Raw genomic sequence first — 25,720 nt, forward strand, 5'->3', positions numbered from 1 at the left:
CATGAGCACGTGGCACCAGCGTCTCGGGGTGTTCGACCTCGAGACCACCGGGATCGACATCGAGACGGCCAGGATCGTGACAGCCCACGTCGGGCTGCTGGATGAGACCGGCGAGGTGCTCCACCGCCGCGACTGGATCGTCGACCCGGGCGTCGAGATCCCCGCCGAAGCGACAGCCGTGCACGGCATCACGACCCAGCGCGCCCGCGAGCACGGGATGGATCCGGCACGCGCCGTCGCCGCGATCGTCGCGCAGCTGCGCAGTCTGTTCGAGCGTGGCATCCCGGTGGTCGCGTACAACGCGCCCTACGACTTCACCCTCCTCGACCGGGAGGCCCGCCGCTACGACGTCGCACCGCTGGCCGCCCCCGGCCCGATCATCGACCCGCTCGTGATCGACAAGGCGGTGGACAAGTACCGCCGCGGCAAGCGCACGCTGACGATGACGGCCACCCACTACGGCGTCGACCTGCTGGCGGCGCACGACGCCGGAGCGGACGCGATCGCTGCCGGCCGCGTGGCCCAGGCGCTCGCCCGCATCCACGCCGAGGCCCTGGCCCTGGAGGCCGCAGAGCTGCACCGGCGCCAGGTCGACTGGTGCAAGGAGCAGGCGGCCGATTTCCAGGAGTACATGCGGCGCGAGCGCGACCCCGAGTTCACCACATCCGGCGCCTGGCCCATCCGCTGACGTCGGCCGTCGCTTATCCCTCCACCTGGGGGCTACTCGCCGGTCCGCATGCACCGCTAGTCTCAGCGCCATGAGCGACTCCAACCTCAATCCGCAGCCCCTCCCGCCGCAGCAGCAGCCCCAGTACTCGCAGCCCTACGGCTCGCCGGCCCAGCCCGGCTGGAACACCATGTCCATCGTCGCGTTCGTGGCGACCTTCTTCATCAGCATCCTCGGCATCATCCTGGGCTTCGTGGCCCTGTCGCAGATCAAGCGCACCGGCGAGCAGGGCCGCGGCCTCGCCCTCGCCGCCGTGATCATCGGCTTCGTCGCCCTCGCCTTCGGCGTCATCCTCACGATCATCTTCGTCGCCGTGGCGGCGAACTCCGGGATCACCTACTCGAGCAACTGACCACCCCACCGACGACGAAGGCCCCCGTCCGCTGGACGGGGGCCTTCGTGCGCGCCGGAGCGCTGCGGCTTACTTGCCGAAGTTCTTGTAGCGCGAGTTGAACTTCTCGACGCGGCCGGCCGAGTCGAGGATGCGCTGCTTGCCCGTGTAGAACGGGTGCGACTCGGAGGAGATCTCGACGTCGATCACCGGGTAGGTGTTGCCGTCCTCCCACTCGATGGTCTTGTCGCTCGAGACGGTGGAGCGGGTGAGGAACGTCGCACCCGAGGCCAGGTCGCGGAAAACCACCGGAGCGTAGTCGGGGTGGATGCCAGTCTTCATCAGGACTTCCTTGTTGCAGCTAGTAGTCGGTTCGGTCGTGTCCGCGCAGACCGCGAGGACGGGAAGCTTCAGACCCGGTGACCCGATCGAGGCCGTGACGGCAGGAACGGTTGGGGGGCCAGCTATCGAGTTTAGCAGATCGGACGCGCCGACTCAGCCTTCGACGCCCTGGCGCGCCCGGGCGGTGTAGCGGCCGTCGGACTCGGCGATCTCGACCTCGATGCCGAAGGTGGCGCTGAGATTCTCGCTGGTGATGACCTCCGCGATGGGACCCTTCGCCATGATCTCGCCATCCTTCAGCAGGAGGGCTCGGTTGAACGCCTGCGGGATCTCCTCCACGTGGTGGGTCACCATGACGATGGCCGGCGACTTCGGGTCGCTGGCGTAGCCGCCGAGCAGCTGCAGCAACTCTTCGCGGCCGCCGAGGTCGAGGCTGGCGGCCGGCTCGTCGAGCAGCAGGATCTCGGGGTCGGTCATCACGGAGCGGGCGATCTGGACGCGCTTCTGCTCGCCGTCGGAGAGGCTGCCGAAGGTGCGCTCGGCCAGGTGGTCGAGGTGCCACTCGGCGAGGACGCGGTGCGCGCGGCGCTCGTCGATCTCTTCGTACAGCTCGTTCCAGCGACCGGTGACGGCGTAGGCGGCGGTCATCACGACGTCGAGCACGCGCTCGTTGCGCGGGATCCGCCGGGCCAGCGCGCTGGAGGCGAACCCGAGCAGCGGGCGGAGCTCCGCCAGATCGGTGTGGCCCACCGACTCGCCGAGCACGACCGCCTCCCCGGAGCTGGGGTGCAGTGCCGCCGCCGCGATCTGCAGCAGCGTCGTCTTGCCTGCGCCGTTCCTGCCGAGGATGACCCACCGCTCGTCCGGTTCGACCGCCCAGTCGATACCCTTCAGGACGGGGTTGCCGTCCCGCACAACGGACACGTCGGAAAGTCGGAGAACGCTGTCGGCCATGCCCTCCAGCCTACCTGCGCCGGGCGGCCGTCAGTGACGACCGGCGAGCGATCGGTACACGTCGCGCGTCTGCTCGGCGATGGTCGTCCAGCTGAATGACGTCTCCGCCCGTTCCCGCCCGATCCGGCCCATCTCGGCTGCGCGAGCGGGGTCGCCGACGACCTCGATGAGCGCCGCGGCGAGGTCGTCGACGAAGCGCTCGGGGTCCGTCGGAGTCCCCGTGCCGTCCTGCAGCTGCTGGATGGGCACCAGCCGCCCGGTCACGCCGTCGACGATGACCTCGGGGATGCCGCCCGTCGCCGTGCCGACCACCGGCAGGCCGCACGCCATGGCCTCCAGGTTGACGATCCCGAGCGGTTCGTAGATCGACGGGCAGACGAAGACGGTGGAGGCGGTGAGCGCGATCCGCAGTTCGTCGTTGGGAAGCAGGCGGTCGATCCAGACCACTCCGTCGCGCTCCGACTGCAGCTGCTCGACCAGTCCCGTCACCTCGGCGAGGATCTCGGGCGTGTCCGGCGCCCCGGCGCAGAGGATGATCTGCACCTCCTTCGGCAGCTGCCGGACGGCGCGCAGCAGGTACGGGAGGCCCTTCTGCCGGGTGATCCGGCCGACGAAGATCACGGCGGGCCGGTCCGGGTCGATCCCCAGAGCCCGCGCACGCTCGTCGTCGCGCAGCGGCTGCCAGCGCTCCAGGTCGATCCCGTTGTAGATCGTGACGACCTTTGTCGGGTCGAGGGCAGGGTACGCGGCCAGGATGTCGCGCCGCATCCCCTCGCTCACCGCGATGACCGTGTCGGCGGCTTCGAAGGCCGTCTTCTCGATCCAGCTGGACACGCGGTAGCCGCCGCCGAGCTGTTCCGCCTTCCACGGCCGGAGGGGCTCGAGACTGTGCGCCGTGACGACATGCGGGATGCCGTGCAGCAGCTTGGCCAGGTGACCGGCGCCGTTCGCATACCAGGTGTGCGAGTGGACCACGTCCGCTCCCCCGCAGTCCTGCGCCATCTGCAGATCGACGCCCAGCGTCGCGATGGCGCCGTTCGCGTCCGCCAGCTCCGTCGGCACGCGGTACGACGCGGTGTCCGGCTCGTCACGGGGCTCGCCGAAGGCGCGGACGACCACCTCCGTGTCGCTCCGGAGCGCGCGGACCAGCTCGGTCACATGGACCCCGGCACCCCCGTAGATGTCCGGTGGGTACTCCCTGGTCAGAAGATCGACGCGCATGACCAAAACGCTAGTACAGCGAACACTTCGCCTCTACTGTGGAGGACATGGCACCAGGCAAGAAGATCTTCGGCATCGTCCTCGCGGGCGGAGAGGGCAAGCGGCTGATGCCGTTGACGGCGGACCGGGCGAAGCCCGCCGTCCCGTTCGGCGGACAGTACCGCCTCATCGACTTCGCCCTGTCGAACCTGATCAACTCGCAACTGCGCCAGATCGTCGTGCTCACCCAGTACAAGTCGCACAGCCTCGACCGCCACGTGTCGCAGACCTGGCGCCTCGACGGCATCACCAACTCCTACATCGCCTCCGTCCCCGCTCAGCAGCGGCTCGGGAAGCGCTGGTTCAGCGGGTCGGCGGACGCCATCCTGCAGAGCCTCAACCTGCTCCGCGACGAGAAGCCGGACATCGTCGTGGTGGTCGGCGCCGACCACGTCTACCGGATGGACTTCGGTCAGATGATCCAGGCGCACATCGACTCCGGCGCGCCGGCGACGGTCGCCGCGATCCGCCAGCCCATCGCGCTCGCCGACCAGTTCGGCGTCATCGAGGTCGAGCCGGAGCGCCCGACCCGCATCGGCGCGTTCCGCGAGAAGCCGCGCGACCCCATCGGGCTGCCGGACTCGCCCAACGAGGTGCTCGCGTCGATGGGCAACTACGTCTTCGACGCCGACGCGCTGATCGACGCCGTCATCCGCGACGGCGACCGGCCCGACTCCAACCACGACATGGGCGGCGACATCATCCCCGACTTCGTGTCGCGCAACGAGGCCGCGGTCTACGACTTCAACAACAACGACGTACCCGGCTCCACCGACCGCGACCGCTACTACTGGCGGGACGTCGGGACGATCGACTCGTTCTTCGAGGCCCACCAGGACCTCATCTCGGCGCTCCCGGTGTTCAACCTCTACAACAATCGCTGGCCGATCTTCAGCCAGGTGCTCAACTCCCCGCCGGCGAAGATCGTGCGCGACGGGCGCGGCGCGCTCGGCACGACCATCGACTCCATCGTCTCGCTGGGCTCGGTGATCTCGGGCGCGCACCTCGAACGCAGCGTGCTCGGGCCGTGGGCCAAGGTCGACTCGGGCGCCAAGGTGATCGACTCCGTCGTCTTCGAGCGCGCCATCATCGAGCCGAACGCGTTCGTCGGCCGGGCCATCCTCGACAAGGATGTGGTGGTCGCCGAGGGCGCGCAGATCGGCGTCGACCCCGACCGGGATCGGGCGCGCGGCTTCACCGTCACCGAGTCCGGCATCACCGTCGTCGGCAAGGGAGTGCACGTCGTCCCATGACGGATGAAGCCACCCCTCCGACAACAGAACACCGCACGCCCGCGAAGGTCCTCGTCGTCCTCGACGCGGACTCCACCCTGCTGCAGGACGAGGTCATCGAGCTGCTGGCCGAGGAGGCCGGATCGCGCACCGAGGTCGCCGATATCACCGAACGCGCCATGCGCGGCGAGCTCGACTTCGAGCGCAGCCTGCGGGAGCGCGTCCGCACGTTGAAGGGACTACCGGCGACGGTGTTCCAGCACGTCGGCGAGCGGATCCGGGTGACGGATGGCGTCCCGGAGCTGATCGCCGGCGTCCAGGCGGCCGGCGGGGTCGTCGGCGTCGTTTCGGGAGGCTTCCACGAGCTGCTCGACCCGATCGGCGAACGTCTCGGGCTGGATCATTGGCGGGCCAACCGTCTGGTCGTGCGCGGTGGGGTGCTGACCGGCGAAGTCGACGGACCGGTCATCGACGCGGCCGCGAAAGCCCAGGCGCTCCTGTTCTGGGCGGCGGCGGCCGGCGTGCACCTCACCCAGACGGTCGCCATCGGCGACGGCGCCAACGACCTGCGGATGATGGCGGAGGCCGGCCTCGCGGTCGCCTTCAACGCGAAGCCGAAGGTGCGGGCGGAGGCCGACGTGGTGATCGACCGACCGGACCTCTCGCAGGTGCTTCCGCTTCTCGGTCTGCGCGGCTGACGCGGCGGGGCGCTGGAGCGGGGCGCCGCCTCGCGGTGCGTCCTGCGCCACGCTGGCGCGCCCGCTGGCCGGCCCCGCTGGGGCGGTCTCGCCCGCTAGTGCCCCATCCCGAGGCCGCCGTCGACCGGGATGACCGCGCCCGAGATGTACCCGGCGTCGTCGCCCGCGACCCAGGTGACGACCTTCGCGACCTCGGTCGCCGACGCGAACCGCCCCGCCGGGATGCTCTTCTTGTACTCGGCCTGCTGCGTCTCCGGCAGCGCGGCCGTCATGTCGGTCTCGATGAACCCGGGCGCCACGACGTTCGCCGTGATGCCGCGGGCGCCGAGCTCACGCGTGATCGAGCGCGCCATGCCCACCAGCCCCGCCTTCGACGACGCGTAGTTGACCTGCCCTGCCCCACCGAAGAGGCCGACGACGCTGGAGATCAGCACGATCCGGCCGAAGCGCGCCTTGAGCATCCCCTTGTTCGCCCGCTTCACCACCCGGAAGGCGCCGCCGAGGTTCGTCTCGATCACCGAGTCGAACTCCTCGTCGGTCATCCGCATCAGGAGGGTGTCCTTGGTGATGCCCGCGTTCGCCACCACGACCTCCACCGGGCCGAGCTTCTCCTCCACCTCGGTGAAGGCTGCGTCGACCGAAGCCGCATCCGTCACGTCCGCCCGGACCGTCAGCGCACCCTCCGGGCCCTCGCCCGACCGCGCGGTGACCGCGACACGGTGCCCCTGGGCGACGAACTCCTCGGCGATCGCGTAGCCGATCCCCCGGTTGCCTCCGGTGACGAGGACGGTGCGTGGCGTGGTCATGCGCTTCCCTTCAGGAGATACAGCGTGCTGCGTATTCGACCCGAGCGGGCCCCAACCCCAGTTTATGGACGTACGCTGGACTCAACGCACATGAAGAAGTCCTCAGCACCGTCGATCACGACTCTCCCCCTCTCGCCTGACGAGGAGCGACGACACCGGATGATCAAATATTCGGTCGCCATGGGAGTCCGTGTGCTGTGCCTGATCCTGGCCGTGATCGTGCCGGGGTGGTGGGCGGCCGTGCCGCTCGTCGCAGCGATCTTCCTCCCCTACTTCGCCGTGGTCATCGCGAACGTCTCCGTCGAGCAGGGTCGGGTGGACGTTCAGCGTCCGGGCAGTATCGTTCCAGTGGCGCCACCTCCCCCGGCGCCGAAGGACGAGCCTCGGGAGGGCCAGTGATCGGGATGGGCGAGCCCGCGCGGCTGACGTGCTCGCGCGCCGGCTGCCGGGACACCGCATCGTGGCGGATCGAATGGCGCAACCCGCGCATCCATGCAGAGGACCGGGTGAAGGTGTGGCTCGCGTGCGACGAGCACGAGGAGTTCCTGCGCGAGTTCCTGGCGGCGCGCGACTTCCCGGTGCGCGTCGTGGCGGTGGACTCGGCCGCGGCGGTGGACGAGGCCCACGCCGCCGAGGCGGCCGACGAGACGAGGACGACCGCGTGAGCGATCAGAAGCCCGGCGGCTGGCGGTTCGCCTTCTCGCGCCGGTGGCTCGGCTACCTGGCGTTCGCGATCGTGTTCGCCATCGCGTGCGGCTTCCTCTCCAACTGGCAGCTGGCCCGCAGCAAGGAGGCTGCCGCCGCGAACGCCCTGGTCACTCAGAACTTCGACTCGAAGCCCGTCCCGCTGACGCAGGAACTTCCCGGCCTCGGCTCGTACTCCCCGAAGCAGGAGTGGCGGCGCGTCACGGTGACGGGGACGTACGAGCGCGACCAGCAGCTCCTGGTGCGCAACCGTCCGTTCAACGGCAGCCCGGGCTTCGAGGTGCTGACGCCGCTGCGCACGGCCGATGGCTCCCTCTTCATCGTGGACCGCGGGTGGGTTCCGACCGGCACCCACACCGATACGCCGGACCACGTTCCGGCCGCGCCCGCGGGCTCCGTCACCGTCGTCGCCCGTCTGAAGGCGAGCGAGCCGGCAATCGCGGGCCGCACGGCGACGGGCGACCAGGTGGGGACGATCCAGCTCTCCGTCGTCAAACAGAAGCTCGGCGGGGCGGACGTGTACACGGGAGCGTATGGGCTGCTCGACACCGAGGATCCCGCGCCCGCGACCGCCCCGACGCCGACAGTGACCTCTCCCCCGACGCAGGACGAGGGGCTCCACTGGTCGTACATGATCCAGTGGATCATCTTCGCGCTGATCGGGTTCTTCGGTCTCGGCTACGCGCTGATCACGGAGTACCGGCGCCGCAACTCGGACGACCCCGCCGAGCAAGCGCGCGCCGCCGAGCGGGAGCGCCGCCGCCGTGCGAAGCGCACCGACGCCGACGTCGAGGACGAGCTCCTCGACGCCCGCTGACCGCTGACCCCCTCGCCACCCTCTCCCGACCTCACCCTCGGGTCCCGCCCCACCGTCGAGTCCACACTTTTTGCACGTTCGCACGTGCGAGAACGTGCAAAAAGTGTGGACTCGACGGTGGGCGGAGGGGTCAGGCGAGGGAGATGAGGTCGAGGTAGTCGGGAGACCAGTGGTCCTCGACGCCGTCGGGGAGGATGAGCACCCGCTCCGGGTTCAGCGCCTCCACCGCGCCCTCGTCGTGGCTGACCAGCACGACCGCGCCCTCGTAGTGGGCCAGCGCATCCAGGATCTCCTCGCGGCTGGCCGGGTCGAGGTTGTTCGTCGGCTCGTCGAGCAGCAGCACGTTCGCACCCGACACCACGATCATCGCCAGCGCCAGACGGGTCTTCTCGCCGCCGGACAGCACTCCGGCCGGCTTGTGCGCGTCGTCACCGGTGAACAGGAACGAGCCGAGCACCTTGCGGGCCTCGGTCTCGGTGAGCGACGGCGACGACGACACCATGTTCTGGAGGACACTGCGCTCCACGTCGATCGTCTCGTGCTCCTGCGCGTAGTAGCCGACGCGGAGGCCGTGGCCCGGCTCGACCTGCCCGGTGTCCGGAGCGTCGACGCCGGCGAGCATCCGCAGCAGCGTCGTCTTGCCCGCACCGTTCAGTCCGAGCACGACGACCTTCGAACCGCGGTCGATGGCCAGGTCGACGGCCGTGAAGATCTCGAGCGACCCGTAGCTCTTGGACAGGTCGCTGGCCTGCAGCGGCGTCCGGCCGCACGGCGCCGGGGTCGGGAAGCGCAGTTTCGCCACGCGGTCGGCCTGACGCACGTCCTCCAGCCCGGCGAGCAGCTTCTCGGCGCGCGCCACCATCTGGTGCGCCGCGGCCGCCTTCGTCGCCTTCGCGCCGAACCTCGCGGCCTGCAGCTGCAGGGCGCCGGCCTTCTTCTCGGCGTTGGCGCGCTCCTTCTTGCGGCGCTCCTCGTCGGCAGCGCGCTGGCGCTGGTAGTTCTTCCAGCCCATGTTGTAGATGTCGATGACCTGGCGGTTCGCATCCAGGTAGAAGACGCGGTTGACGGTCTCGCCGACCAGCTCGACGTCGTGCGAGATGACGATGAAACCGCCGGTGTAGTTCTTGAGGAACTCGCGCAGCCAGATCACCGAGTCGGCATCCAGGTGGTTGGTCGGCTCGTCGAGGATCATCGTGCGCGCGTCGGAGAACAGGATGCGCGCCAGCTCGATGCGCCGGCGCTGACCACCCGACAGGGTCTTCAGCGGCTGGTCCAGGATGCGGTCGGGCAGGTTGAGGTTGGAGGCGATCGACGCCGCCTCCGCCTCGGCCGCGTACCCGCCGAGCAGGTGGAAGCGCTCCTCCAGCCGGCCGTACTTCTTCATGGCGGCCTCGGAGACGGCGGTGTCGGTGCTCGCCATATCGAGCGTCGCCTGCTGCATCCCGAGGACGATGGAGCCGAGCCCGCGGGCGTCGAGGATGCGCGTGCGTGCCAGGTCGTCCAGATTGCCCGAACGCGGGTCCTGCGGCAGGTAGCCGAGTTCGCCGGAGCGGTCGACCTTCCCGGCCGTCGGCAGCAGATCGCCGGCGAGCACCTTCGTCAGGGTGGTCTTCCCGGCGCCGTTGCGCCCGACCAGTCCGATCTTGTCGCCGTCGGCGACGCGGAAGGTGACGTCCTCCATCAGGAGGCGCGCACCGACGCGCAGTTCCAGCCCCTGCACGGCAAGCACAGTTGTGTCCTTTCAAGACAAACGAGTGGTCCCGACACGCCGTGACTCCGAGCCGGAGACGGCATGTCGGGACCAATCGATGAGTAGTCAGATAGCGAAGCCGAGGGCGCGCATCATGTCGCGGCCGTCATCGGTGATCCGCTCGGGGCCCCACGGCGGCATCCACACCCAGTTGATGCGGAACGCCTCCACGATGCCGTCCAGGCTCTCGGCGGTCTGCTCCTCGAGCACGTCGGTGAGCGGGCAGCCGGCACTGGTGAGGGTCATCGAGATGATGAGGGCGTTGTTCTCGTCGTCCCAGGCCAGGTCGTAGATGAGGCCCAGGTCGACGACGTTGATCCCGAGCTCGGGATCCATGACGTTCTTCAGCGCCTCCTCGACCTGGTCGAAGAGCGCGGGACTCAGCGTGGCGGCCATATGCGGATTCTACCTCTCCGGCCTCAGGAGCCGGCCAGCTCGGCCGCGTCGGCCGATGCGGACTCGGGGGCGTCGACGTAGCGGTCGTAGCCCTCCTCCTCCAGCCGGTCGGCGAGCTCCGGGCCGCCCTGCTCGGCCACCCGGCCGGCGACGAAGACGTGCACGAAGTCCGGCTTGATGTAGCGCAGGATGCGCGTGTAGTGCGTGATCAGCAGGATGCCGAGACCGGTGTTGGCCTTCGCGCGGTTCACGCCCTCGGAGACGATCTTCAGCGCGTCGACATCGAGGCCTGAGTCGGTCTCGTCGAGCACCGCGAACCTCGGCTTGAGGAGCTCGAGCTGCAGGATCTCGTTGCGCTTCTTCTCGCCGCCCGAGAAGCCTTCGTTGACGTTGCGCTCGGCGAAGGAGGAGTCCATGCGCAGCGCCCCCATCGACTCCCGGACGTCTTTCACCCAGGTGCGGATGGAGGGCGCCTCGCCCGCGATCGCGGTCTTGGCGGTGCGGAGGAAGTTGGTGTTGGTCACACCGGGGATCTCGACCGGGTACTGCATGGCGAGGAACATGCCGGCGCGGGCGCGCTGGTCGACGGTCATCGCCAGCACGTCTTCGCCGTCGAGCGTGATGGAGCCCTGCGTGACGGTGTACTTGGGGTGACCGGCGATCGTGTAGGCGAGTGTCGACTTGCCCGAGCCGTTGGGGCCCATGATCGCGTGGATCTCACCCTCGTTGATGGTGAGGTCGACGCCGTTCAGGATGGGCTTGGTGCCCTGGTCCGTCTCGACGGTGACGTGGAGGTCGCGGATCTCGAGGACTGACATGGTTACTGATTCACTTTCGGGACGCTGGGGTCGATGTAGACGTCTCCGTCGATGATCTCGACGGGGAAGACGGGGACCGGCTCGTAGGCCGGGAGGTTGAGGGGCTTGCCGGTGACGAGCGAGAACTGCGAGCCGTGCGCCCAGCACTCGAGCGTCTCGTCTTCGACGAAACCCTCCGCCAGCGAGATCTCGCCGTGCGTGCAGGTGTCGCCGATGGCGTGGACGTCGCCCGCTGAGTCCTTGACCACCGCGATCGGGACGCCGTCGAGGACCACGCGGGTGGCCTGGTTCTCGACGAGTTCCGCGAGGGCGGCGACGCGCTGGCCCGCCATCAGTTCTCGGCTCCGGCAGTCGCGGCCGGTGCCGTGACGGTCGTCGCCTGGAGTTCGTCCTCGATCTTGGCCTGCAGGCGCTCCTGGAGGGCCGGCGAGCCGATCTGCTGGACGATCTCGGAGAGGAAGCCGCGCACGACCAGGCGGCGCGCCTCCTCCTCCGGGATGCCGCGGGACTGCAGGTAGAAGAGCTGCTCGTCGTCGAAGCGGCCGGTTGCGCTCGCGTGACCGGCTCCGACGATGTCGCCCGTCTCGATCTCGAGGTTCGGGACCGAGTCCGCGCGCGCGCCGTCGGTGAGGACGAGGTTGCGGTTCTGCTCGTACGTGTCGGTGGCGACCGCCTTCGGTCCGATCAGGACGTCGCCGATCCAGACCGTGCGCGCGCCCTGGCCCTGCAGAGCGCCCTTGTAGGTGACCCGGCTGCGGGTCTCGGGGCCGTCGTGGTGCACGTAGACCTGCTGCTCGAGGTGCTGCGCCGCGTCGGCGAAGTAGGCACCCAGCAGTTCGGCGTCGGAGCGGGCGCCTGCGAGGTGGGCGGACGGGTTGAGCCGCACGACGCCGCCGCCCAGGGTGATGGCGACGTGCTTGATGCGCGCCCCCTCTCCCAGCTCGGCGAAGTGGGCGGCCACGTGCAGCGCGTCGTCGTCCCACTCCTGCAGCGAGACCACGGTGAGGTCGGCGTTCGCTGCGAGCAGGAACTCGACGTTCTCGGTCAGGTGCGCGGCTCCCGTGTTCTGCAGGATGAGCGTGGCGGTGGCCCCTTCGGCGACCTCGACGACGGTGTGCGCCGCGCGGGGGGCGCTCCCGAGGCCGGAGCGCGTGAGCGTCACCTCGCGGTGATCCCCGCTGAGGTCGGCAGAGATGCTGACCAGCAGCGCCTGCTCGAACGCGGTCCATGCGTTGGCGGATGCGCGATCCTCCGGCGTGCCTGCGGCGCCGATGCGCGAGTCTTCGCGTCCGACCCAGAGCGTGGACACGCCCTTCGCGGCGGTCACGTCGTACACGTAGGGCGACCCGTCGAGCTCACCGGTGATGAGCTCTTCGATGCGCGCGACCGGCGTGTACTTCCACATCGGTTCGCGACCGGTCACCGCCGGAAAGTCGGAGACCACCGTCGAGGTGAACCGCTCGGCGCGGCTCTGGACGGGGACGGGAGCACGCAGGTGCTTCGGGGCTAGGGCGGCCGAACCGGTCGTCGTCGTCTCGATCTGCGTCATCCGACAGAGCCTTCCATGCCCATCTCGATGAGCTTGTTGAGTTCGAGTGCGTACTCCATGGGGAGCTCACGGGCGATCGGCTCGATGAAGCCGCGGACGATCATGGCCATGGCCTCGTCCTCCGGGAGTCCACGGGACATCAGGTAGAACAGCTGCTCCTCGCTCACGCGCGACACGGTCGCCTCGTGGCCGAGCTGCACGTCGTCGACGCGGATGTCGATCGCCGGGTAGGTGTCGGAGCGCGAGATCGTATCGACCAGCAGCGCGTCGCAGCGGACGGTGTTCGCCGAGTGGTGCGCGTTCGCATCCACCCGCACCTCGCCGCGGTAACCGGCCCGGCCTCCGCCGCGCGCGATCGACTTCGAGACGATCGACGACTGGGTGTACGGCGCCATGTGGATCATCTTCGCGCCGGCGTCCTGGTGCTGGCCGGGGCCCGCGAAGGCGACGGAGAGGGTCTCGCCCTTGGCGTGCTCCCCCATCAGGTAGATCGACGGGTACTTCATCGTCACCTTGGAGCCGATGTTGCCGTCGATCCACTCCATCGTCGCGCCCTCGCCCGCGGTGGCCCGCTTGGTGACGAGGTTGTAGACGTTGTTGGACCAGTTCTGGATGGTCGTGTAGCGGACGCGGGCGTTCTTCTTCACGATGATCTCGACCACCGCGGAGTGCAGCGAGTCGGACTTGTAGATCGGAGCGGTGCAGCCCTCGATGTAGTGGACGTAGCTGCCCTCGTCCGCGATGATCAGCGTGCGCTCGAACTGACCCATGTTCTCCGTGTTGATGCGGAAGTAGGCCTGCAGCGGGATCTCGACCTGGACGCCCTTGGGGACGTAGACGAAGGAGCCGCCCGACCACACGGCCGTGTTGAGCGCGGCGAACTTGTTGTCTCCGGCCGGGATGACCGTGCCGAAGTACTCCTCGAAGAACTCCGGGTGCTCGCGGAGCGCGGTGTCGGTGTCCATGAAGATGACGCCCTGCGCCTCGAGGTCTTCACGGATCTGGTGGTAGACGACCTCCGACTCGTACTGCGCGGCGACACCGGCGACGAGACGCTGCCGCTCGGCCTCCGGGATGCCGAGCTTCTCGTACGTGTTGCGGATGTCCTCCGGGAGGTCTTCCCAGCTCTGCGCCTGCTTCTCGGTGGAGCGGACGAAGTACTTGATGTTGTCGAAGTCGATCTCCGACAGGTCGGCACCCCACGTCGGCATCGGCTTGCGCTCGAAGAGCTGCAGGGCCTTCAGGCGGCGCTGGAGCATCCATTCGGGCTCTTTCTTGAGCGCGGAGATGTCTTTCACCACCTCGGGCGAGAGTCCCCGGCGTGCGAGCGAACCCGCGGCGTCGGAATCCGCCCAGCCGAACTCGTACTGCCCCAAAGAGGCGAGCTCGGGCCGATCGATCAGGATGTCTGACATATCTACCTCGTTTCCTTCCACTCGTAACCGGATATCAGTCCGGCTCATTCCCCTCTGCGAGCACGGCTGGGCCGGTCGCGCAGAGCGTCCTGATTGTGCGGGTGGCGGTGTGTGCGTACCAACACGTGTACCTAAACTGTTCGTGGAGGCGGGCCACGATGCCCCGCCACCGGCGGAGAGCACCGCCGGCGGGCACGCACCACCGGGGCGCGTTCCTCGAACCCACCAATTCTACAGGTGCGGCGCGGTATTAGTAGAGGCGCGCCTGCGCGTTGCCCGAGTATCCGCCTCCCAGCCCCGCCGAACAGACCGAGGAAGTCCCGAAAACCCATGAAGCGCATCATCGCCTGGCTGCCGGACCGTGTGGACACTCGGCTGAAGGTGATCGCCTGGGTGTACCTGATCGGCCAGGTCGTCCTGGTCGGCACGGGCGGGCTCGTCCGGCTCACTGCGAGTGGCCTCGGCTGCCCCACGTGGCCGAAGTGCACGAGCGGCTCGCTGGTCAACACGCCCGAGATGGGCATCCACGGCGTGATCGAGTTCGGCAACCGGGTGCTGAGCGCCCTGCTCGCCGTCGTCGCCATCGTCGCGTTCCTCGCCATCCTCCGGTTGCGCAAGCAGCGTCCCGACCTGTTCTGGCTGACCCTGATCGCCGGCCTCGCCATCCCGGCGCAGGCCGTCATCGGCGGCCTCAGCGTGCTGAGCGGGCTGAACCCCTACGTCGTCGGCCTCCACTTCGTGGTGTCGATCGCCCTCGTCGCGACCTGCACCGCGTTCGTCGTGCGTGTGTACGCCGTTCCCGGCCCGCGCGTCCGTGCCGTCCCTGGCTGGTTCGCGTTGCTCGCCTACGTCACCAGCGTCGTCGTGGCGATCACCATCGTGGTCGGCATCCTGACGACCGGCAGCGGGCCGCACGCCGGTGACGCGAACGCGCCCCGCAACGGCCTAAATCCCGAGATCCTCCAGCACGTCCACGCGATCCCGGCGTACCTGACCTTCGCGCTGACCATCGTGCTGGTCGTGGCGTCGCTGCGCTACCCCTGGGCGACGCTTCGCCGCTTCACGCAGTACCTCCTCGCCGTGGAGCTGGTGCAGATCGCCGTCGGCCTCATCCAGGCGAACACCGGCCTCCCCGGCATCCTGGTGGGCATCCACATGACCCTGGCCGCCCTGCTCGCGGCGACCATGACCGCGGTCGTGTTCGCCCTCTACGAGCCTGCCGCGCAGGTCTCCGACCGGGCCGGCTCAGAATCGGACGTCGTGGCGGCGTAGCCGGCCGACGCGCGCCTCGCGCAGTTCGCCGTGGAGGCTGACGATGGTCCGCATCCCCTCGGCGAAGTCGAAGCCGGCCGCCTCGGCGAGCCGCCTGCTCCGGTCGTTGCCGGGGACGTACTCCCAGTTCAGGCGCTCGAGACCCAGGCCGTGCGGGTCGAGGGCGTACTGCGTGACAGCGCCGAGGGCCTCGCGCATGTAGCCGTGCCCGCGAGCCCAGGGACCCGACCAGCAGCCGAGGGAGGCGGAGCCCGCGGCCTCGTCCCTCCGCACCTCGATCGCTCCGAGCATCCGGCCGCCGCCGCGCGGGTGCAGCGCCCACACGGTGTACCGCTTGCTGGCGATCCCGTGCGGGCAGTAGCTGCGGACGAAGAACTCCGCGCTCTCGTGGCTGTACGGGGCCGGGAGCGGCACCCAGCGCTGCGTGTCGGCGTCCTGACATGCGTCGAGCACATCCGGGATGTCGTCGTCGCCCGGAGAGTCGAGCACCAGGCGCGAGGTCACCAGACGTGTCATCAGCAGCGGTGCCGTCATGCGCACATGCTAAGGGTGGAGCGGCCTCCACGGCACGAAAATTCTGGCGGAGGCTGGAGCCGGCCCGGTCAGAACGGCAGCAGCGGGTCGATCGCGACCGCGAGGAAGATCAGCGTCAGGTAGGCGATCGAGCCGTGGAACACCCGCATCGGCGACACCGCCGCGTGGCGGATCGCGAGGTTGTAGAGCCGGTGCGACTCGTAGATGAACCAGCCTCCGGCGACCAGCGAGATCGCCGTGTAGAGGAGCCCCATGTTCGCGACGGGGATCAGCAGCAGCGAGCAGGCGACCATCGCCCAGGCGTACAGGATTACCTGGAGGCCGACGACCGCCCGGCCCCGGACCACCGCGAGCATGGGGACGCCCGCCTCCTGGTAGTCCGAGCGGTACTTCATGGACAGCGGCCAGTAGTGCGGCGGAGTCCAGAGGAAGATGATCCCGAACAGGATGAACGGCGCCCAGTCGAGCGAGCCGGTGACCGCCGCCCAGCCGATCAGCACCGGCATGCAGCCGGCGACGCCGCCCCACACGATGTTCTGCGGGGTGCGGCGCTTGAGGATCAGCGTGTAGAAGACGACGTAGAGCAGGATGGCCGCCACCGACAGCGCGGCCGCCAGCCAGTTCGTGAAGAAACCGAGCACGAGCACGGAGGCGATGCCGAGCGCCCACGCGAAGACGAGCGCCTCGCGGTCGGACAGCTCGCCGGTCACCAGCGGCCGGTTCTTGGTCCGTCGCATGACGCGGTCGATGTCGCGGTCGATGTAGCAGTTGAACGCGCCGGCGGAGCCCGCGCTCATATAGCCGCCGACGACGGTCGCGAGGACCAGCCAGAGGTTCGGGATGCCGTTGGCCGCGAGGATCATCGTCGGGACCGTGGTGACCAGCAGCAGTTCGACGACACGCGGCTTGGTGAGGGCGAAGTACGCCTTGACCTTGCGAGCGACGCCGATGCGGCCCGGTTCGACACGGCTCTCTACGGCGACGTCCATTGCTCCTCGTGTGTGCTGTCGGCGGATGGCCGGATTACGACCCTCGGCAAGTCTACGTCACGGAGAAGAGGCGTCCGGCGGCTACCCCGTGTCCGCTTCCGGCACAACCGCCTGGGGGAACACCCCACGTTTCGTGCGTGTTACCTATACTTGGAGGTGCTCGCCAGCCGAACCCCTATTCACGGGCCCTATTTCGTAGGACCGTGACAGTCGGGTGCCGGCGCCGATGACGTCCACGGCGCGCACTACCTCAACCGGTGCGGGTTCCACAGACGACCCTCACCATTTCTACGAAGGGTCAGTTTTCACGTGGCAGCACTGCAGTGGGATCCCATTGACAACAAGGCAGTAGACACGGCTCGCGTTCTCGCAGCCGATGCGGTGGAGAAGGTGGGCAACGGCCATCCCGGCACCGCGATGAGCCTGGCCCCGGCGGCCTACCTGCTGTTCCAGAAGGTGATGCGCCGCGACCCCAGCGACCAGCACTGGCTCGGGCGCGACCGCTTCATCCTCTCGGCCGGCCACTCGTCGCTGACCCAGTACGTGCAGCTCTATCTGGGCGGCTACGGTCTCGAGCTCGACGACCTGAAGAAGCTCCGCACCTGGGGCTCCCTCACCCCCGGCCACCCGGAGTACGGACACACCGACGGCGTGGAGATCACCACCGGCCCGCTGGGCCAGGGCATCTCCTCCGCCGTCGGTTTCGCTTATGCCCAGCGTTTCGAGCGCGGGCTGTTCGACCCGGACGCCGCTCCCGGCACCAGCCCCTTCGACCACCACGTCTTCGTGATCGCCTCCGACGGCGACCTGGAGGAGGGCATCAGCTCCGAGGCGTCGTCGCTCGCCGGCCACCAGGAGCTCGGCAACCTGATCGCGATCTACGACTCCAACCAGATCTCGATCGAGGACGACACCGACATCGCCTTCACCGAAGACGTCAAGGCGCGCTACGAGGCCTACCACTGGCACGTGCAGGTCGTCGACTGGAAGAAGACCGGCGTCTACCAGGAGGACGTGCAGGAGCTCTTCGACGCGATCGAGAACGCCAAGGCCGTCACCGACAAGCCGTCGCTCATCGTCCTGAAGACGATCATCGGCTGGCCGGCCCCGAAGAAGCAGAACACGGGCAAGATCCACGGCTCCGCACTCGGCGCGGACGAGCTGCGCGCCGTCAAGGAGGTGCTCGGCTTCGACCCCGAGCAGACCTTCGAGGTCGCCGAGGAGGTCATCGACCACACCCGCAAGGCCATCGAGCGCGGTGCTGAAGAGCGCGCCGAGTGGCAGAAGGGATTCGACGCCTGGGCCGAGGCGAACCCCGAGCGCAAGCAGCTGCTCGACCGCCTGCTGAGCGGCGCCGTCCCGGACGACCTGGAGAGCGTGCTCCCCGTCTTCGAGCCCGGCAAGGACGTCTCGACCCGCGCAGCGAGCGGCAAGGTGCTCAACGCCATCGCCCCGGTCATGCCGGAGCTGTGGGGCGGTTCCGCCGACCTCGCCGAGTCGAACAACACGACGATCGAGGGCGCCGCGTCCTTCGTGCCGAGCGAGCGCTCGACCCACGAGTGGACGGGCAACCCCTACGGCCGCGTGCTCCACTTCGGCATCCGCGAGCACGCCATGGCGGCCATTCTGAACGGCATCGTGCTGCACGGCCCGACGCGCCCGTTCGGCGGCACGTTCCTGATCTTCAGCGACTACCAGCGTCCGGCGATCCGCCTGGCCGCTCTCATGAACGTCCCGACGATCTTCGTCTGGACGCACGACTCGGTCGCCCTCGGCGAGGACGGCCCGACGCACCAGCCGATCGAGCAGCTCTCGACCCTCCGCGCCATCCCGAACCTCTCGGTGGTCCGCCCCGGCGACGCCAACGAGGTCGCCTGGGCCTGGAAGACCATCCTCGAGCGCCGCAACGGCCCGGCCGGCATCGCGCTGACCCGTCAGAACCTGCCCGTGTTCGAGCGCGGAGAGGGCGACGCGGAGGGCGACACCCTCGCGTCGGCGAAGAACGTCGCGAAGGGCGCCTACATCCTGGCGGAGGCGCCGGGCGGCACGCCGGACGTGATCTTCATCGCGACCGGCTCCGAGGTGCAGATCGGTCTCGAGGCCCGCGAGGAGCTGCGCGCCGAGGGCATCAACGCGCGCGTCGTCTCGGCCCCCAGCCTCGAGTGGTTCGACGAGCAGCCCGCCGAGTACCGGGAGCACGTGCTCCCGTCCGAGATCAAGGCCCGCGTCTCGATCGAGGCCGGCCTGGCGCTCGCCTGGGACAAGATCGTCGGCGACCACGGCCGCAGCGTCTCGATCGAGCACTTCGGTGCATCCGCCGACTACAAGACGCTGTTCCGCGAGTTCGGCATGACCACCGCGCACGCCGTGTCCGCTGCGAAGGAATCGCTCGCGTCGCTCTGAGCGCGGGCCAAGGAGAGAAGAAGAAGAAGAAATGACCGACACCACCTCCACCACCCAGTCCGCCACGGCCGCCCTGTCGGCCGCCGGCGTCAGCATCTGGCTCGACGACCTCTCGCGTGAGCGCATCAACAGCGGCGGCCTGCAGAAGCTGATCGCCGAGAAGAACGTGGTCGGCGTGACCACGAATCCGACGATCTTCGCCGCGGCCCTCGCCAAGGGCGAGGCGTACGACGAGCAGGTCCGCCAGCTCGCCGCCTCCGGCGCCTCCCTCGACGAAGCCATCTTCGAGATCACCACGGACGACGTCGCCAACGCGAGCGACATCTTCCACGAGGTGTTCGAGCGCTCGAACGGCGTCGACGGCCGCGTCTCGATCGAGGTCGAGCCCGGCCTCGCCCACGACGCGCAGGCGACCATCGCCGCTGCCAAGAAGCTCTCGGAGAAGATCCAGAAGCAGAACGTCATGATCAAGATCCCCGCGACGGTCGAGGGCCTCGAGGCCATCACCGAGACCATCGCGGCGGGCATCAGCGTCAACGTGACCCTGATCTTCAGCCTCGAGCGCTACCGCGAGGTCATCAACGCCTACCTCACCGGTCTCGAGAAGGCCAAGGCCGCGGGAATCGACCTGTCCGGCATCCACTCGGTCGCCTCGTTCTTCGTCTCGCGCGTCGACACCGAGGTGGACAAGCGCCTCACCGCTGTCGGCACCGACGAGGCCGAGGGCCTGAAGAGCAAGGCCGGCATCGCCAACGCCCGCCTGGCCTACGAGGTCTACGAGCAGTCGTTCGCCACCGAGCGCGCGAAGCTCCTCATCGAGGCCGGCGCCAACGAGCAGCGTCCGCTCTGGGCCTCCACCGGCGTGAAGGACCCGAGTCTCCCCGACACCCTCTACGTCGAGGCGCTCGTCGCCCCGAACGTGGTCAACACCATGCCGGAGAAGACGCTCGACGCCACCTTCGACCACGGGAAGATCACCGGCGACACCGTCACCAGCACCTACGCCGAGTCGAACAAGGTCCTCAACGCGCTGGCCGACCTCGGCATCAGCTACGACGACGTCACCGAGACCCTCGAGCGCGAGGGCGTGGAGAAGTTCGTCGTCTCCTGGGGCGAGCTCGTCGAGACCGTGAAGAACGCCCTCGAGGGAGCGGCCAAGTGACGTTCCGCATCCACGTGACCGGTGCGGCGGCCGAGGCCGTCCGCACCGTCGTCCCGCAGCTCGTCGCCGACCGCGTGGCGTCCGGCATCACGGCTCAGGAGCCGGCCCTCTGGGGTCCGGCCGCCGAGCCGGAGGCGAGCAAGCGCCTCGGCTGGGTCGAGGCGGTCGCCATCTCGCGTCCCCTCGTGGCCGAGATCGTCGCCCTGCGCGAAGAGCTCCACGCCAAGGGCGTCAACCACATCGTCCTCGGCGGCATGGGCGGCTCCTCGCTCGCGCCGGAGGTCATCACCCGGACGGCCGAGGCCGAGCTGACCGTGCTCGACTCGACCGACCCGGGCCAGGTGCTCGCCGCGCTGCGCGACCGGCTGGAGGCCACCGCGGTCGTCATCTCGTCCAAGTCGGGCTCGACGCTCGAGACGGACAGCCAGCGCCGCGTCTACGAGAAGTGGTTTAAGGAGGCCGGCATCGACCCGCGCGAGCGGATCGTCGTCGTCACCGACCCCGGATCGCCGCTCGACCAGTCCGCCCGTGAGGCCGGCTACCGCGTCTTCAACGCAGACCCGAACGTCGGCGGCCGCTACTCGGCGCTGACCGCGTTCGGCCTGGTGCCGTCCGGGCTCGCCGGCGTCGACATCTCCGAGCTGCTCGACGAGGCGGAGGCGACCCAGATCGAGCTCGCCGTCGACAACGAGCAGAACCCGGGCCTCGTGCTCGGCGCCGCCATCGCGGGCACCAGCCCGCTGAAGGACAAGCTCGGCATCGTCTCGGACGGCACCCACATCGTGGGCTTCGCCGACTGGGCGGAGCAGCTGATCGCCGAGTCCACCGGCAAGGAGGGCACCGGCCTCCTTCCGGTCGTGCTCGACAAGCTCGCCCCCGAGCTCACCTCGAAGCCCGCCGACCTGCAGGTCGTCCGCCTCGTCGCCAACGCGGAGGCCCACCACCTGTTCCCGGCGGACCGCCACGAGGGCGAGATCCTCGTCTCCGGCAGCCTCGGAGCGCAGCTCCTGGTGTGGGAGTACGCGGTGGCCGTGGCCGGACGACTGCTCGGCATCAACCCGTTCGACCAGCCCGACGTGGAGGCCGCAAAGGTCGCCGCGCGCTCGCTGCTCGACAACCGGCCCGAGCCCGCCACGCCCGCGTTCACCGCGGGAGGCATCGAGGTCCGCACCACGGGTTCGTTCCTCGGCGAGGCGAGCACGCTCGACGCCGCCGTGGAGGCGCTGCTCGCGCAGCTCGGCCCGGACGGCTACGTCGCGGTGCAGGCCTACGTCGACCGGCTCGCCCTCCCCCAGCTCGCCGGCATCCGCGACCTGCTCGCAGCCAAGGCGAACCGGCCGGTCACCTTCGGCTGGGGTCCGCGCTTCTTGCACTCCACGGGCCAGTTCCACAAGGGCGGTCCCGCGGTCGGCGTGTTCCTGCAGATCACGGCGGCGGCGTCCGAAGACCTGGAGATCCCCGACCGTCCCTTCACCTTCGGGCAGCTCATCCAGGCTCAGGCCGCCGGCGACGCCAGCGTCCTCGGCGAGCACGGCCGCCCGGTGCTGACCCTGACGCTCACGAACCCCGAGGCGGATCTCGTCTCGCTGTTCGAAGCAGTCAACTGAGCCTTCGACCGAGGAGATCACTTGTCACCGGTGGAAATCACCCCGGAGTTCAACCCGCTGCGGTTGCCCTCCGACCGCCGCCTCAATCGCATCGCGGGGCCCAGCAGCCTCATCATCTTCGGAGTGACGGGTGACCTGTCGCGCAAGAAGCTGATGCCCGCGGTGTACGACCTGGCGAATCGCGGCCTCCTGCCGCCCGGGTTCTCCCTCGTCGGGTTCGCCCGGCGCGACTGGGAGGACCAGGACTTCGAGAAGGTCGTCTACGAAGCCGTCAAGCAGTACGCCCGCACGCCGTTCGACGACGACGTGTGGCAGCAGCTCGCGCAGGGCATCCGCTTCGTGCCGGGCGAGTTCGACGACGACGACGCGTTCCGGCGCCTCAAGGAGACCGTCGAGCAGCTGGATACCGAGCGCGGCACCATGGGCAACCACGCGTTCTACCTGTCCATCCCGCCGAAGGCGTTCCCGATCGTCACCGAGCAGCTCAAGCGGTCCGGTCTCGCCGACCAGTCCGGCGAGGGCTGGCGGCGCGTGGTGATCGAGAAGCCGTTCGGTCATGACCTGCAGTCCGCGCGCGAGCTCAACTCCGTCGTCGAGACGGTGTTCCCGCCGGACTCGGTGTTCCGCATCGACCACTACCTCGGCAAAGAGACCGTCCAGAACATCCTGGCGCTGCGCTTCGCCAACGAGCTGTACGAGCCGATCTGGAACGCCAACTACGTCGACCACGTGCAGATCACCATGGCGGAGGACATCGGCGTGGGCGGCAGGGCCGGCTACTACGACGGCATCGGGGCGGCGCGTGACGTCATCCAGAATCACCTGCTGCAGCTCCTCGCGCTGACCGCGATGGAGGAGCCGATCTCGTTCAACGCCGCGGACCTGCGCGCCGAGAAGGAGAAGGTGCTCGCGGCGGTCCGGCTGCCGAAGGACCTGTCGACCTCCACCGCCCGCGGCCAGTACGGCAGCGGCTGGCAGGGCGGCGAGAAGGTCCCCGGCTTCCTCGAGGAGGAGGGGATGAACCCCGAATCCACGACCGAGACGTACGCGGCCATCAAGCTGCAGATCGGCACCCGCCGCTGGGCGGGCGTTCCGTTCTACCTGCGCGCCGGTAAGCGTCTGGGCCGCCGTGTCACCGAGATCGCGGTCGTGTTCAAGCGCGCGCCGCAGCAGCTGTTCGCCGAGTCGCAGACCAGCGCGCTCGGTCAGAACGCGCTCGTCATCCGCGTCCAGCCCGACGAGGGCGTGACCATCCGGTTCGGCTCGAAGGTCCCGGGCGCCGGCATGCAGGTGCGCGACGTCAGCATGGACTTCGGTTACGGCCACGCCTTCACCGAGGCCAGCCCCGAGGCGTACGAGCGGCTCATCCTGGATGTGCTGCTCGGCGACCCGCCGCTGTTCCCCCGCCACGAGGAGGTCGAGCTCTCCTGGAAGATCCTCGACCCGATCGAGGACTTCTGGGCCACGCAGGGCCAGCCCGAGCAGTACCGCCCCGGAACCTGGGGCCCGAAGTCGGCCGACGAGCTCCTCGCCCGTGACGGCCGCGTTTGGAGGCGTCCATGATCGTCGATCTTCCCGCGACGACCGTCAGCAACATCTCGAAGGCGCTCGTCAAGATCCGCGAGGAGGGCGGCGCCGTCGCCCTCGGCCGGGTCCTGACGCTGATCATCGCGACCCACCTCGGGCAGGAGGAGGAGGCCATCGAGGCCGCCAACGACGCCTCCCGCGAGCACCCGATGCGCGTCATCGTGGTGTCGACCGAGGAGGAGCGGAGCCACGACGGCGACGGCCGCCTCGACGCGCAGATCCGTGTCGGCGGCGACGCCGGGGCCAGCGAGGTCATCGTGCTCCGCGCCTACGGCCCCACGGCCAGCGACGAGGAGGGGCTGGTCACCGGCCTGCTCCTGCCCGACGCTCCGGTCGTGGTCTGGTGGCCGGGGATCGCGCCCGAGAAGGCGTCGACCTCTCCCCTGGGCCGCATCGCCACGCGTCGCATCACGGACGCATCGGCGCAGCCGAATCCGCAGGACTTCCTGTTCCACCTCGGCCAGACGTACGCCCCCGGCGACACGGACTTCGCCTGGACGCGCCTCACGCTGTGGCGGGCCCAGCTCGCCGCCGTTCTCGACCAGCCGCCGTACGAGCCGATCACCGGTGTCGATGTGGCCGGCGCCGCCGACTCCCCGTCCACCCTCCTGCTCGCCGCGTGGCTGCGCCTGCAGATGCAGGTACCGGTACAGTACGACCTCGCCTCGCGCGCGATCGGCTCCGGCGGCATCCACGGTGTGAAGATGGACCGCGCGACCGGCGTCATCGAGCTCGCGCGCGAGATCCCGAACGTCGCCCGCCTATCGCAGCCGGGTCAGCCGACGCACGACCTCTCCCTGCCACGCCGCAGCCTCCGGGACTGCCTGGCGGAAGAACTGCGTAGGCTGGACCCGGACGACCTCTACGGCGAGGTGATCACGAAGGGTCTTGCACTACTGGAGACCTCCGACGAAGGAGCAGGCGCCAGGGCATGACGAACGAACGGCGGGTGCTCGTCCACCCGGACAAGGAGGCCCTGGCGGCCTCGGTGGCTGCGCGCTTCCTCACCAAGACCATCGACATCCTCGACGACCTCGGCGTCGCGAACATCGCGCTGACCGGCGGAACGATGGGCATCGCGGTCCTGGAGGCGGTCAACTCCTCCCCCGCCCGCGACACCATCGACTGGACGAAGGTGCACTTCTGGTGGGGCGACGAGCGGTTCGTTCCGCGCGACAGCCCCGACCGCAACGAGCGCCAGGCCCGTGAGGCCCTGCTCGACCACATCGCGGTCCCGCCGGAGAACGTGCACCCGTTCCCGTCGTCGGACGAGATCCCGGACATCGACGAGGCGGCACGCGTGTACGCTGCCGAGCTCGAGGCGTTCGGGGCCGAGGGGTGGCCCGTCCCGAAGTTCGACATCACGTTCCTCGGTGTCGGACCGGACGGCCACATCGCGTCGCTGTTCCCGGACCGCCCCGGAATCCGCGAGTCGGAGGCCACGGTGATCGCCGAGCGCGAGTCGCCGAAGCCGCCGCCGGAGCGCCTCAGCCTCACCCGGCCGGTGCTGAACTCGTCGGACCGCATCTGGCTGGTGCTCGCCGGCAGCGACAAGGCGAGCGCCCTCGGCCTCGCCCTGGCCGGGGCCAGCTACACCGAGGTGCCGGTCGCCGGCGCCAAGGGGCGCAAGCGCACCGTGTTCTTCGTGGACAAGGAAGCCGCCGTCGACGTGCCCGAGAACCTCATCGCGCCCAGCTACTGAGCGACTGCGGTCGTGCGTAACGACTGCGGTCGTGCGTAACGACTGCGGTCGTGCGTAACGACTGCGGCGCCGCGCGCGACCGCAGTCGTTACCCGGCACAGCAGTCGCGGCGCTAGTCGCCTGCGCGGAGGCGGTCCCGGAGGCGGGCAAGCCGCTGGGCCGGCACGCCGGTGAGGGGGCCTCTCCCCCGGATCGCGAGGCGGTCGCGGCCCGCGGCGGCGATACGCCGGTCGAAGGCGTGCGTCAGCAGGTGCAGGTAGAACGCGAGAAGGCGGCCGGTCTCGTCCTGAACCTCGGCCTCCTGCCCCCCGAGCTCCAGGTCGTCCACCCAGTGCTGGAGGCCGGCGAACGCGATGCGCAGCCGGAGGGCGGCCCGCGCGTCGGCGGGAGTGGTCGCCTCGAGGCCGTCGCAGCGGTCGAGCAGCAGCTCGGCCTGCTCGGCAGCGGCCACCGCCTCCTCCAGCAGCGCCAGGAGGCTCAGCTGGCCGACCACTTCGCCGAGCGCGCGCGAGGTGTCGGCTCGGTCATGTCCCGGCTCCCGCATGCGCGCTTCCTCCCCTGCGACGCAGTGTAGGCCGCAACCCGCCGCCGTGTCTCGTCAGGCCGGGATTCGCCCCATCACCGTCGGGATTCGCCCCGTCACCGTCGGAGATTCGGCCGTCAC

Annotated in this window: 27 protein-coding genes; 14 read left to right on the plus strand and 13 right to left on the minus strand. The window is 69.3% G+C overall.

Annotated elements, in window-relative coordinates; genetic code table 11:
• Position 1 precedes the first annotated feature (1 nt).
• Positions 2–688 (plus strand): exonuclease domain-containing protein, encoded by a 687-nt coding sequence (locus SB754_RS07930; protein WP_410781788.1) that lies wholly within the window; start codon positions 2–4, stop codon positions 686–688.
• A 70-nt stretch (positions 689–758) separates the two neighbouring features.
• On the plus strand, positions 759–1,079 hold the full coding sequence (locus SB754_RS07935; protein ID WP_410781789.1) for a DUF4190 domain-containing protein: 321 nt from the start codon (positions 759–761) through the stop codon (positions 1,077–1,079).
• 69 nt (positions 1,080–1,148) lie between these two features.
• Here SB754_RS07935 and SB754_RS07940 read toward each other — a convergent pair whose 3' ends face one another.
• The 3 genes from SB754_RS07940 to glgA all read right to left on the minus strand — a co-directional run bounded on the left by SB754_RS07940 (position 1,149) and on the right by glgA (position 3,575).
• Positions 1,149–1,400: a type B 50S ribosomal protein L31 gene (locus SB754_RS07940; RefSeq protein ID WP_115696813.1), complete on the minus strand. Its 252-nt coding sequence runs from the start codon at positions 1,398–1,400 to the stop codon at positions 1,149–1,151.
• Positions 1,401–1,553: 153 nt separating this feature from the next.
• On the minus strand, positions 1,554–2,354 hold the full coding sequence (locus SB754_RS07945) for an ABC transporter ATP-binding protein (protein ID WP_410781790.1): 801 nt from the start codon (positions 2,352–2,354) through the stop codon (positions 1,554–1,556).
• A gap of 30 nt (positions 2,355–2,384) precedes the next feature.
• Complete coding sequence (gene glgA, locus SB754_RS07950) at positions 2,385–3,575, minus strand: glycogen synthase (protein WP_410781791.1); 1,191 nt, start codon at positions 3,573–3,575, stop codon at positions 2,385–2,387.
• A 47-nt stretch (positions 3,576–3,622) separates the two neighbouring features.
• On the opposite strand from glgA, the gene SB754_RS07955 reads away from it, so the two are divergent.
• Both SB754_RS07955 and serB read left to right on the plus strand, forming a co-directional pair.
• Entirely contained in the window at positions 3,623–4,867 is a 1,245-nt protein-coding gene (locus SB754_RS07955) for a glucose-1-phosphate adenylyltransferase (protein ID WP_410781792.1), read from the plus strand.
• Positions 4,864–5,544, plus strand: coding sequence for a phosphoserine phosphatase SerB (serB, locus tag SB754_RS07960; RefSeq protein WP_410781793.1), 681 nt, complete (start codon positions 4,864–4,866; stop codon positions 5,542–5,544). The genes SB754_RS07955 and serB overlap by 4 nt, the downstream gene beginning before the upstream one ends.
• 95 nt (positions 5,545–5,639) lie before the next feature.
• On the opposite strand, the gene fabG is transcribed toward serB, so the two are convergent.
• Positions 5,640–6,350, minus strand: coding sequence for a 3-oxoacyl-ACP reductase FabG (gene fabG / locus SB754_RS07965; protein WP_410781794.1), 711 nt, complete (start codon positions 6,348–6,350; stop codon positions 5,640–5,642).
• A 90-nt stretch (positions 6,351–6,440) separates the two neighbouring features.
• Here fabG and SB754_RS07970 point away from each other — a divergent pair, with 90 nt between their 5' ends.
• Genes SB754_RS07970 through SB754_RS07980 form a run of 3 tightly spaced genes read left to right on the plus strand, consistent with a single transcriptional unit; the run spans position 6,441 to position 7,872 of the window.
• Positions 6,441–6,749, plus strand: coding sequence for a DUF3099 domain-containing protein (locus SB754_RS07970; protein WP_410781795.1), 309 nt, complete (start codon positions 6,441–6,443; stop codon positions 6,747–6,749).
• A 5-nt stretch (positions 6,750–6,754) separates the two neighbouring features.
• The gene (locus SB754_RS07975) at positions 6,755–7,015 is read left to right on the plus strand and encodes a hypothetical protein (RefSeq protein ID WP_410781796.1); all 261 of its coding nucleotides are present in this window, start codon (positions 6,755–6,757) and stop codon (positions 7,013–7,015) included.
• The gene (locus SB754_RS07980; protein WP_410781797.1) at positions 7,012–7,872 is read left to right on the plus strand and encodes an SURF1 family protein; all 861 of its coding nucleotides are present in this window, start codon (positions 7,012–7,014) and stop codon (positions 7,870–7,872) included. The genes SB754_RS07975 and SB754_RS07980 overlap by 4 nt, the downstream gene beginning before the upstream one ends.
• 130 nt (positions 7,873–8,002) lie before the next feature.
• On the opposite strand, the gene abc-f is transcribed toward SB754_RS07980, so the two are convergent.
• The 6 genes from abc-f to sufB all read right to left on the minus strand — a co-directional run bounded on the left by abc-f (position 8,003) and on the right by sufB (position 13,800).
• Positions 8,003–9,601 carry a ribosomal protection-like ABC-F family protein gene (gene abc-f / locus SB754_RS07985; RefSeq protein WP_410781798.1) on the minus strand — a complete coding sequence of 533 codons (1,599 nt, stop codon included), beginning with the start codon at positions 9,599–9,601 and terminating at the stop codon, positions 8,003–8,005.
• 87 nt (positions 9,602–9,688) lie between these two features.
• Positions 9,689–10,018 (minus strand): metal-sulfur cluster assembly factor, encoded by a 330-nt coding sequence (locus tag SB754_RS07990; RefSeq protein WP_410781799.1) that lies wholly within the window; start codon positions 10,016–10,018, stop codon positions 9,689–9,691.
• Between the two features lie 23 nt (positions 10,019–10,041).
• The gene (gene sufC, locus SB754_RS07995) at positions 10,042–10,836 is read right to left on the minus strand and encodes a Fe-S cluster assembly ATPase SufC (protein ID WP_410781800.1); all 795 of its coding nucleotides are present in this window, start codon (positions 10,834–10,836) and stop codon (positions 10,042–10,044) included.
• Between the two features lie 2 nt (positions 10,837–10,838).
• Positions 10,839–11,168: a non-heme iron oxygenase ferredoxin subunit gene (locus tag SB754_RS08000; RefSeq protein ID WP_410781801.1), complete on the minus strand. Its 330-nt coding sequence runs from the start codon at positions 11,166–11,168 to the stop codon at positions 10,839–10,841.
• The gene (sufD, locus tag SB754_RS08005; RefSeq protein ID WP_410781802.1) at positions 11,168–12,385 is read right to left on the minus strand and encodes a Fe-S cluster assembly protein SufD; all 1,218 of its coding nucleotides are present in this window, start codon (positions 12,383–12,385) and stop codon (positions 11,168–11,170) included. Before sufD ends, SB754_RS08000 begins: the two co-directional genes overlap by 1 nt.
• On the minus strand, positions 12,382–13,800 hold the full coding sequence (sufB, locus tag SB754_RS08010; RefSeq protein ID WP_410781803.1) for a Fe-S cluster assembly protein SufB: 1,419 nt from the start codon (positions 13,798–13,800) through the stop codon (positions 12,382–12,384). Before sufB ends, sufD begins: the two co-directional genes overlap by 4 nt.
• 330 nt (positions 13,801–14,130) lie before the next feature.
• Between sufB and SB754_RS08015 the strand changes: the two genes are divergently transcribed.
• Complete coding sequence (locus SB754_RS08015; RefSeq protein WP_410781804.1) at positions 14,131–15,072, plus strand: COX15/CtaA family protein; 942 nt, start codon at positions 14,131–14,133, stop codon at positions 15,070–15,072.
• On the opposite strand, the gene SB754_RS08020 is transcribed toward SB754_RS08015, so the two are convergent.
• Positions 15,046–15,606: a GNAT family N-acetyltransferase gene (locus SB754_RS08020; protein WP_410781805.1), complete on the minus strand. Its 561-nt coding sequence runs from the start codon at positions 15,604–15,606 to the stop codon at positions 15,046–15,048. The genes SB754_RS08015 and SB754_RS08020 overlap by 27 nt on opposite strands.
• 68 nt (positions 15,607–15,674) lie before the next feature.
• On the minus strand, positions 15,675–16,595 hold the full coding sequence (locus SB754_RS08025) for a heme o synthase (RefSeq protein WP_410781806.1): 921 nt from the start codon (positions 16,593–16,595) through the stop codon (positions 15,675–15,677).
• Positions 16,596–16,904: 309 nt separating this feature from the next.
• On the opposite strand from SB754_RS08025, the gene tkt reads away from it, so the two are divergent.
• Genes tkt through pgl form a run of 6 tightly spaced genes read left to right on the plus strand, consistent with a single transcriptional unit; the run spans position 16,905 to position 25,056 of the window.
• Positions 16,905–18,998: a transketolase gene (tkt, locus tag SB754_RS08030; RefSeq protein WP_410781807.1), complete on the plus strand. Its 2,094-nt coding sequence runs from the start codon at positions 16,905–16,907 to the stop codon at positions 18,996–18,998.
• A 31-nt stretch (positions 18,999–19,029) separates the two neighbouring features.
• Positions 19,030–20,160 carry a transaldolase gene (tal, locus tag SB754_RS08035; RefSeq protein ID WP_410781808.1) on the plus strand — a complete coding sequence of 377 codons (1,131 nt, stop codon included), beginning with the start codon at positions 19,030–19,032 and terminating at the stop codon, positions 20,158–20,160.
• Positions 20,157–21,767: a glucose-6-phosphate isomerase gene (locus tag SB754_RS08040; RefSeq protein ID WP_410781809.1), complete on the plus strand. Its 1,611-nt coding sequence runs from the start codon at positions 20,157–20,159 to the stop codon at positions 21,765–21,767. The genes tal and SB754_RS08040 overlap by 4 nt, the downstream gene beginning before the upstream one ends.
• Positions 21,768–21,788: 21 nt before the next feature.
• The gene (gene zwf / locus SB754_RS08045) at positions 21,789–23,330 is read left to right on the plus strand and encodes a glucose-6-phosphate dehydrogenase (RefSeq protein WP_410781810.1); all 1,542 of its coding nucleotides are present in this window, start codon (positions 21,789–21,791) and stop codon (positions 23,328–23,330) included.
• Positions 23,327–24,289, plus strand: a complete 963-nt coding sequence (locus SB754_RS08050) for a glucose-6-phosphate dehydrogenase assembly protein OpcA (RefSeq protein ID WP_410781811.1) — start codon at positions 23,327–23,329, stop codon at positions 24,287–24,289. The genes zwf and SB754_RS08050 overlap by 4 nt, the downstream gene beginning before the upstream one ends.
• On the plus strand, positions 24,286–25,056 hold the full coding sequence (pgl, locus tag SB754_RS08055) for a 6-phosphogluconolactonase (protein ID WP_410781812.1): 771 nt from the start codon (positions 24,286–24,288) through the stop codon (positions 25,054–25,056). The genes SB754_RS08050 and pgl overlap by 4 nt, the downstream gene beginning before the upstream one ends.
• Before the next feature lie 112 nt (positions 25,057–25,168).
• Here the strand turns inward: pgl and SB754_RS08060 are convergent, their stop codons facing one another.
• Entirely contained in the window at positions 25,169–25,600 is a 432-nt protein-coding gene (locus SB754_RS08060; protein ID WP_410781813.1) for a hypothetical protein, read from the minus strand.
• Between the last annotated feature and the right edge of the window lie 120 nt (positions 25,601–25,720).

The sequence above is a fragment of the Leifsonia sp. SIMBA_070 genome (assembly GCF_046534635.1).
In the GTDB taxonomy this organism is placed as follows: domain Bacteria; phylum Actinomycetota; class Actinomycetes; order Actinomycetales; family Microbacteriaceae; genus Leifsonia.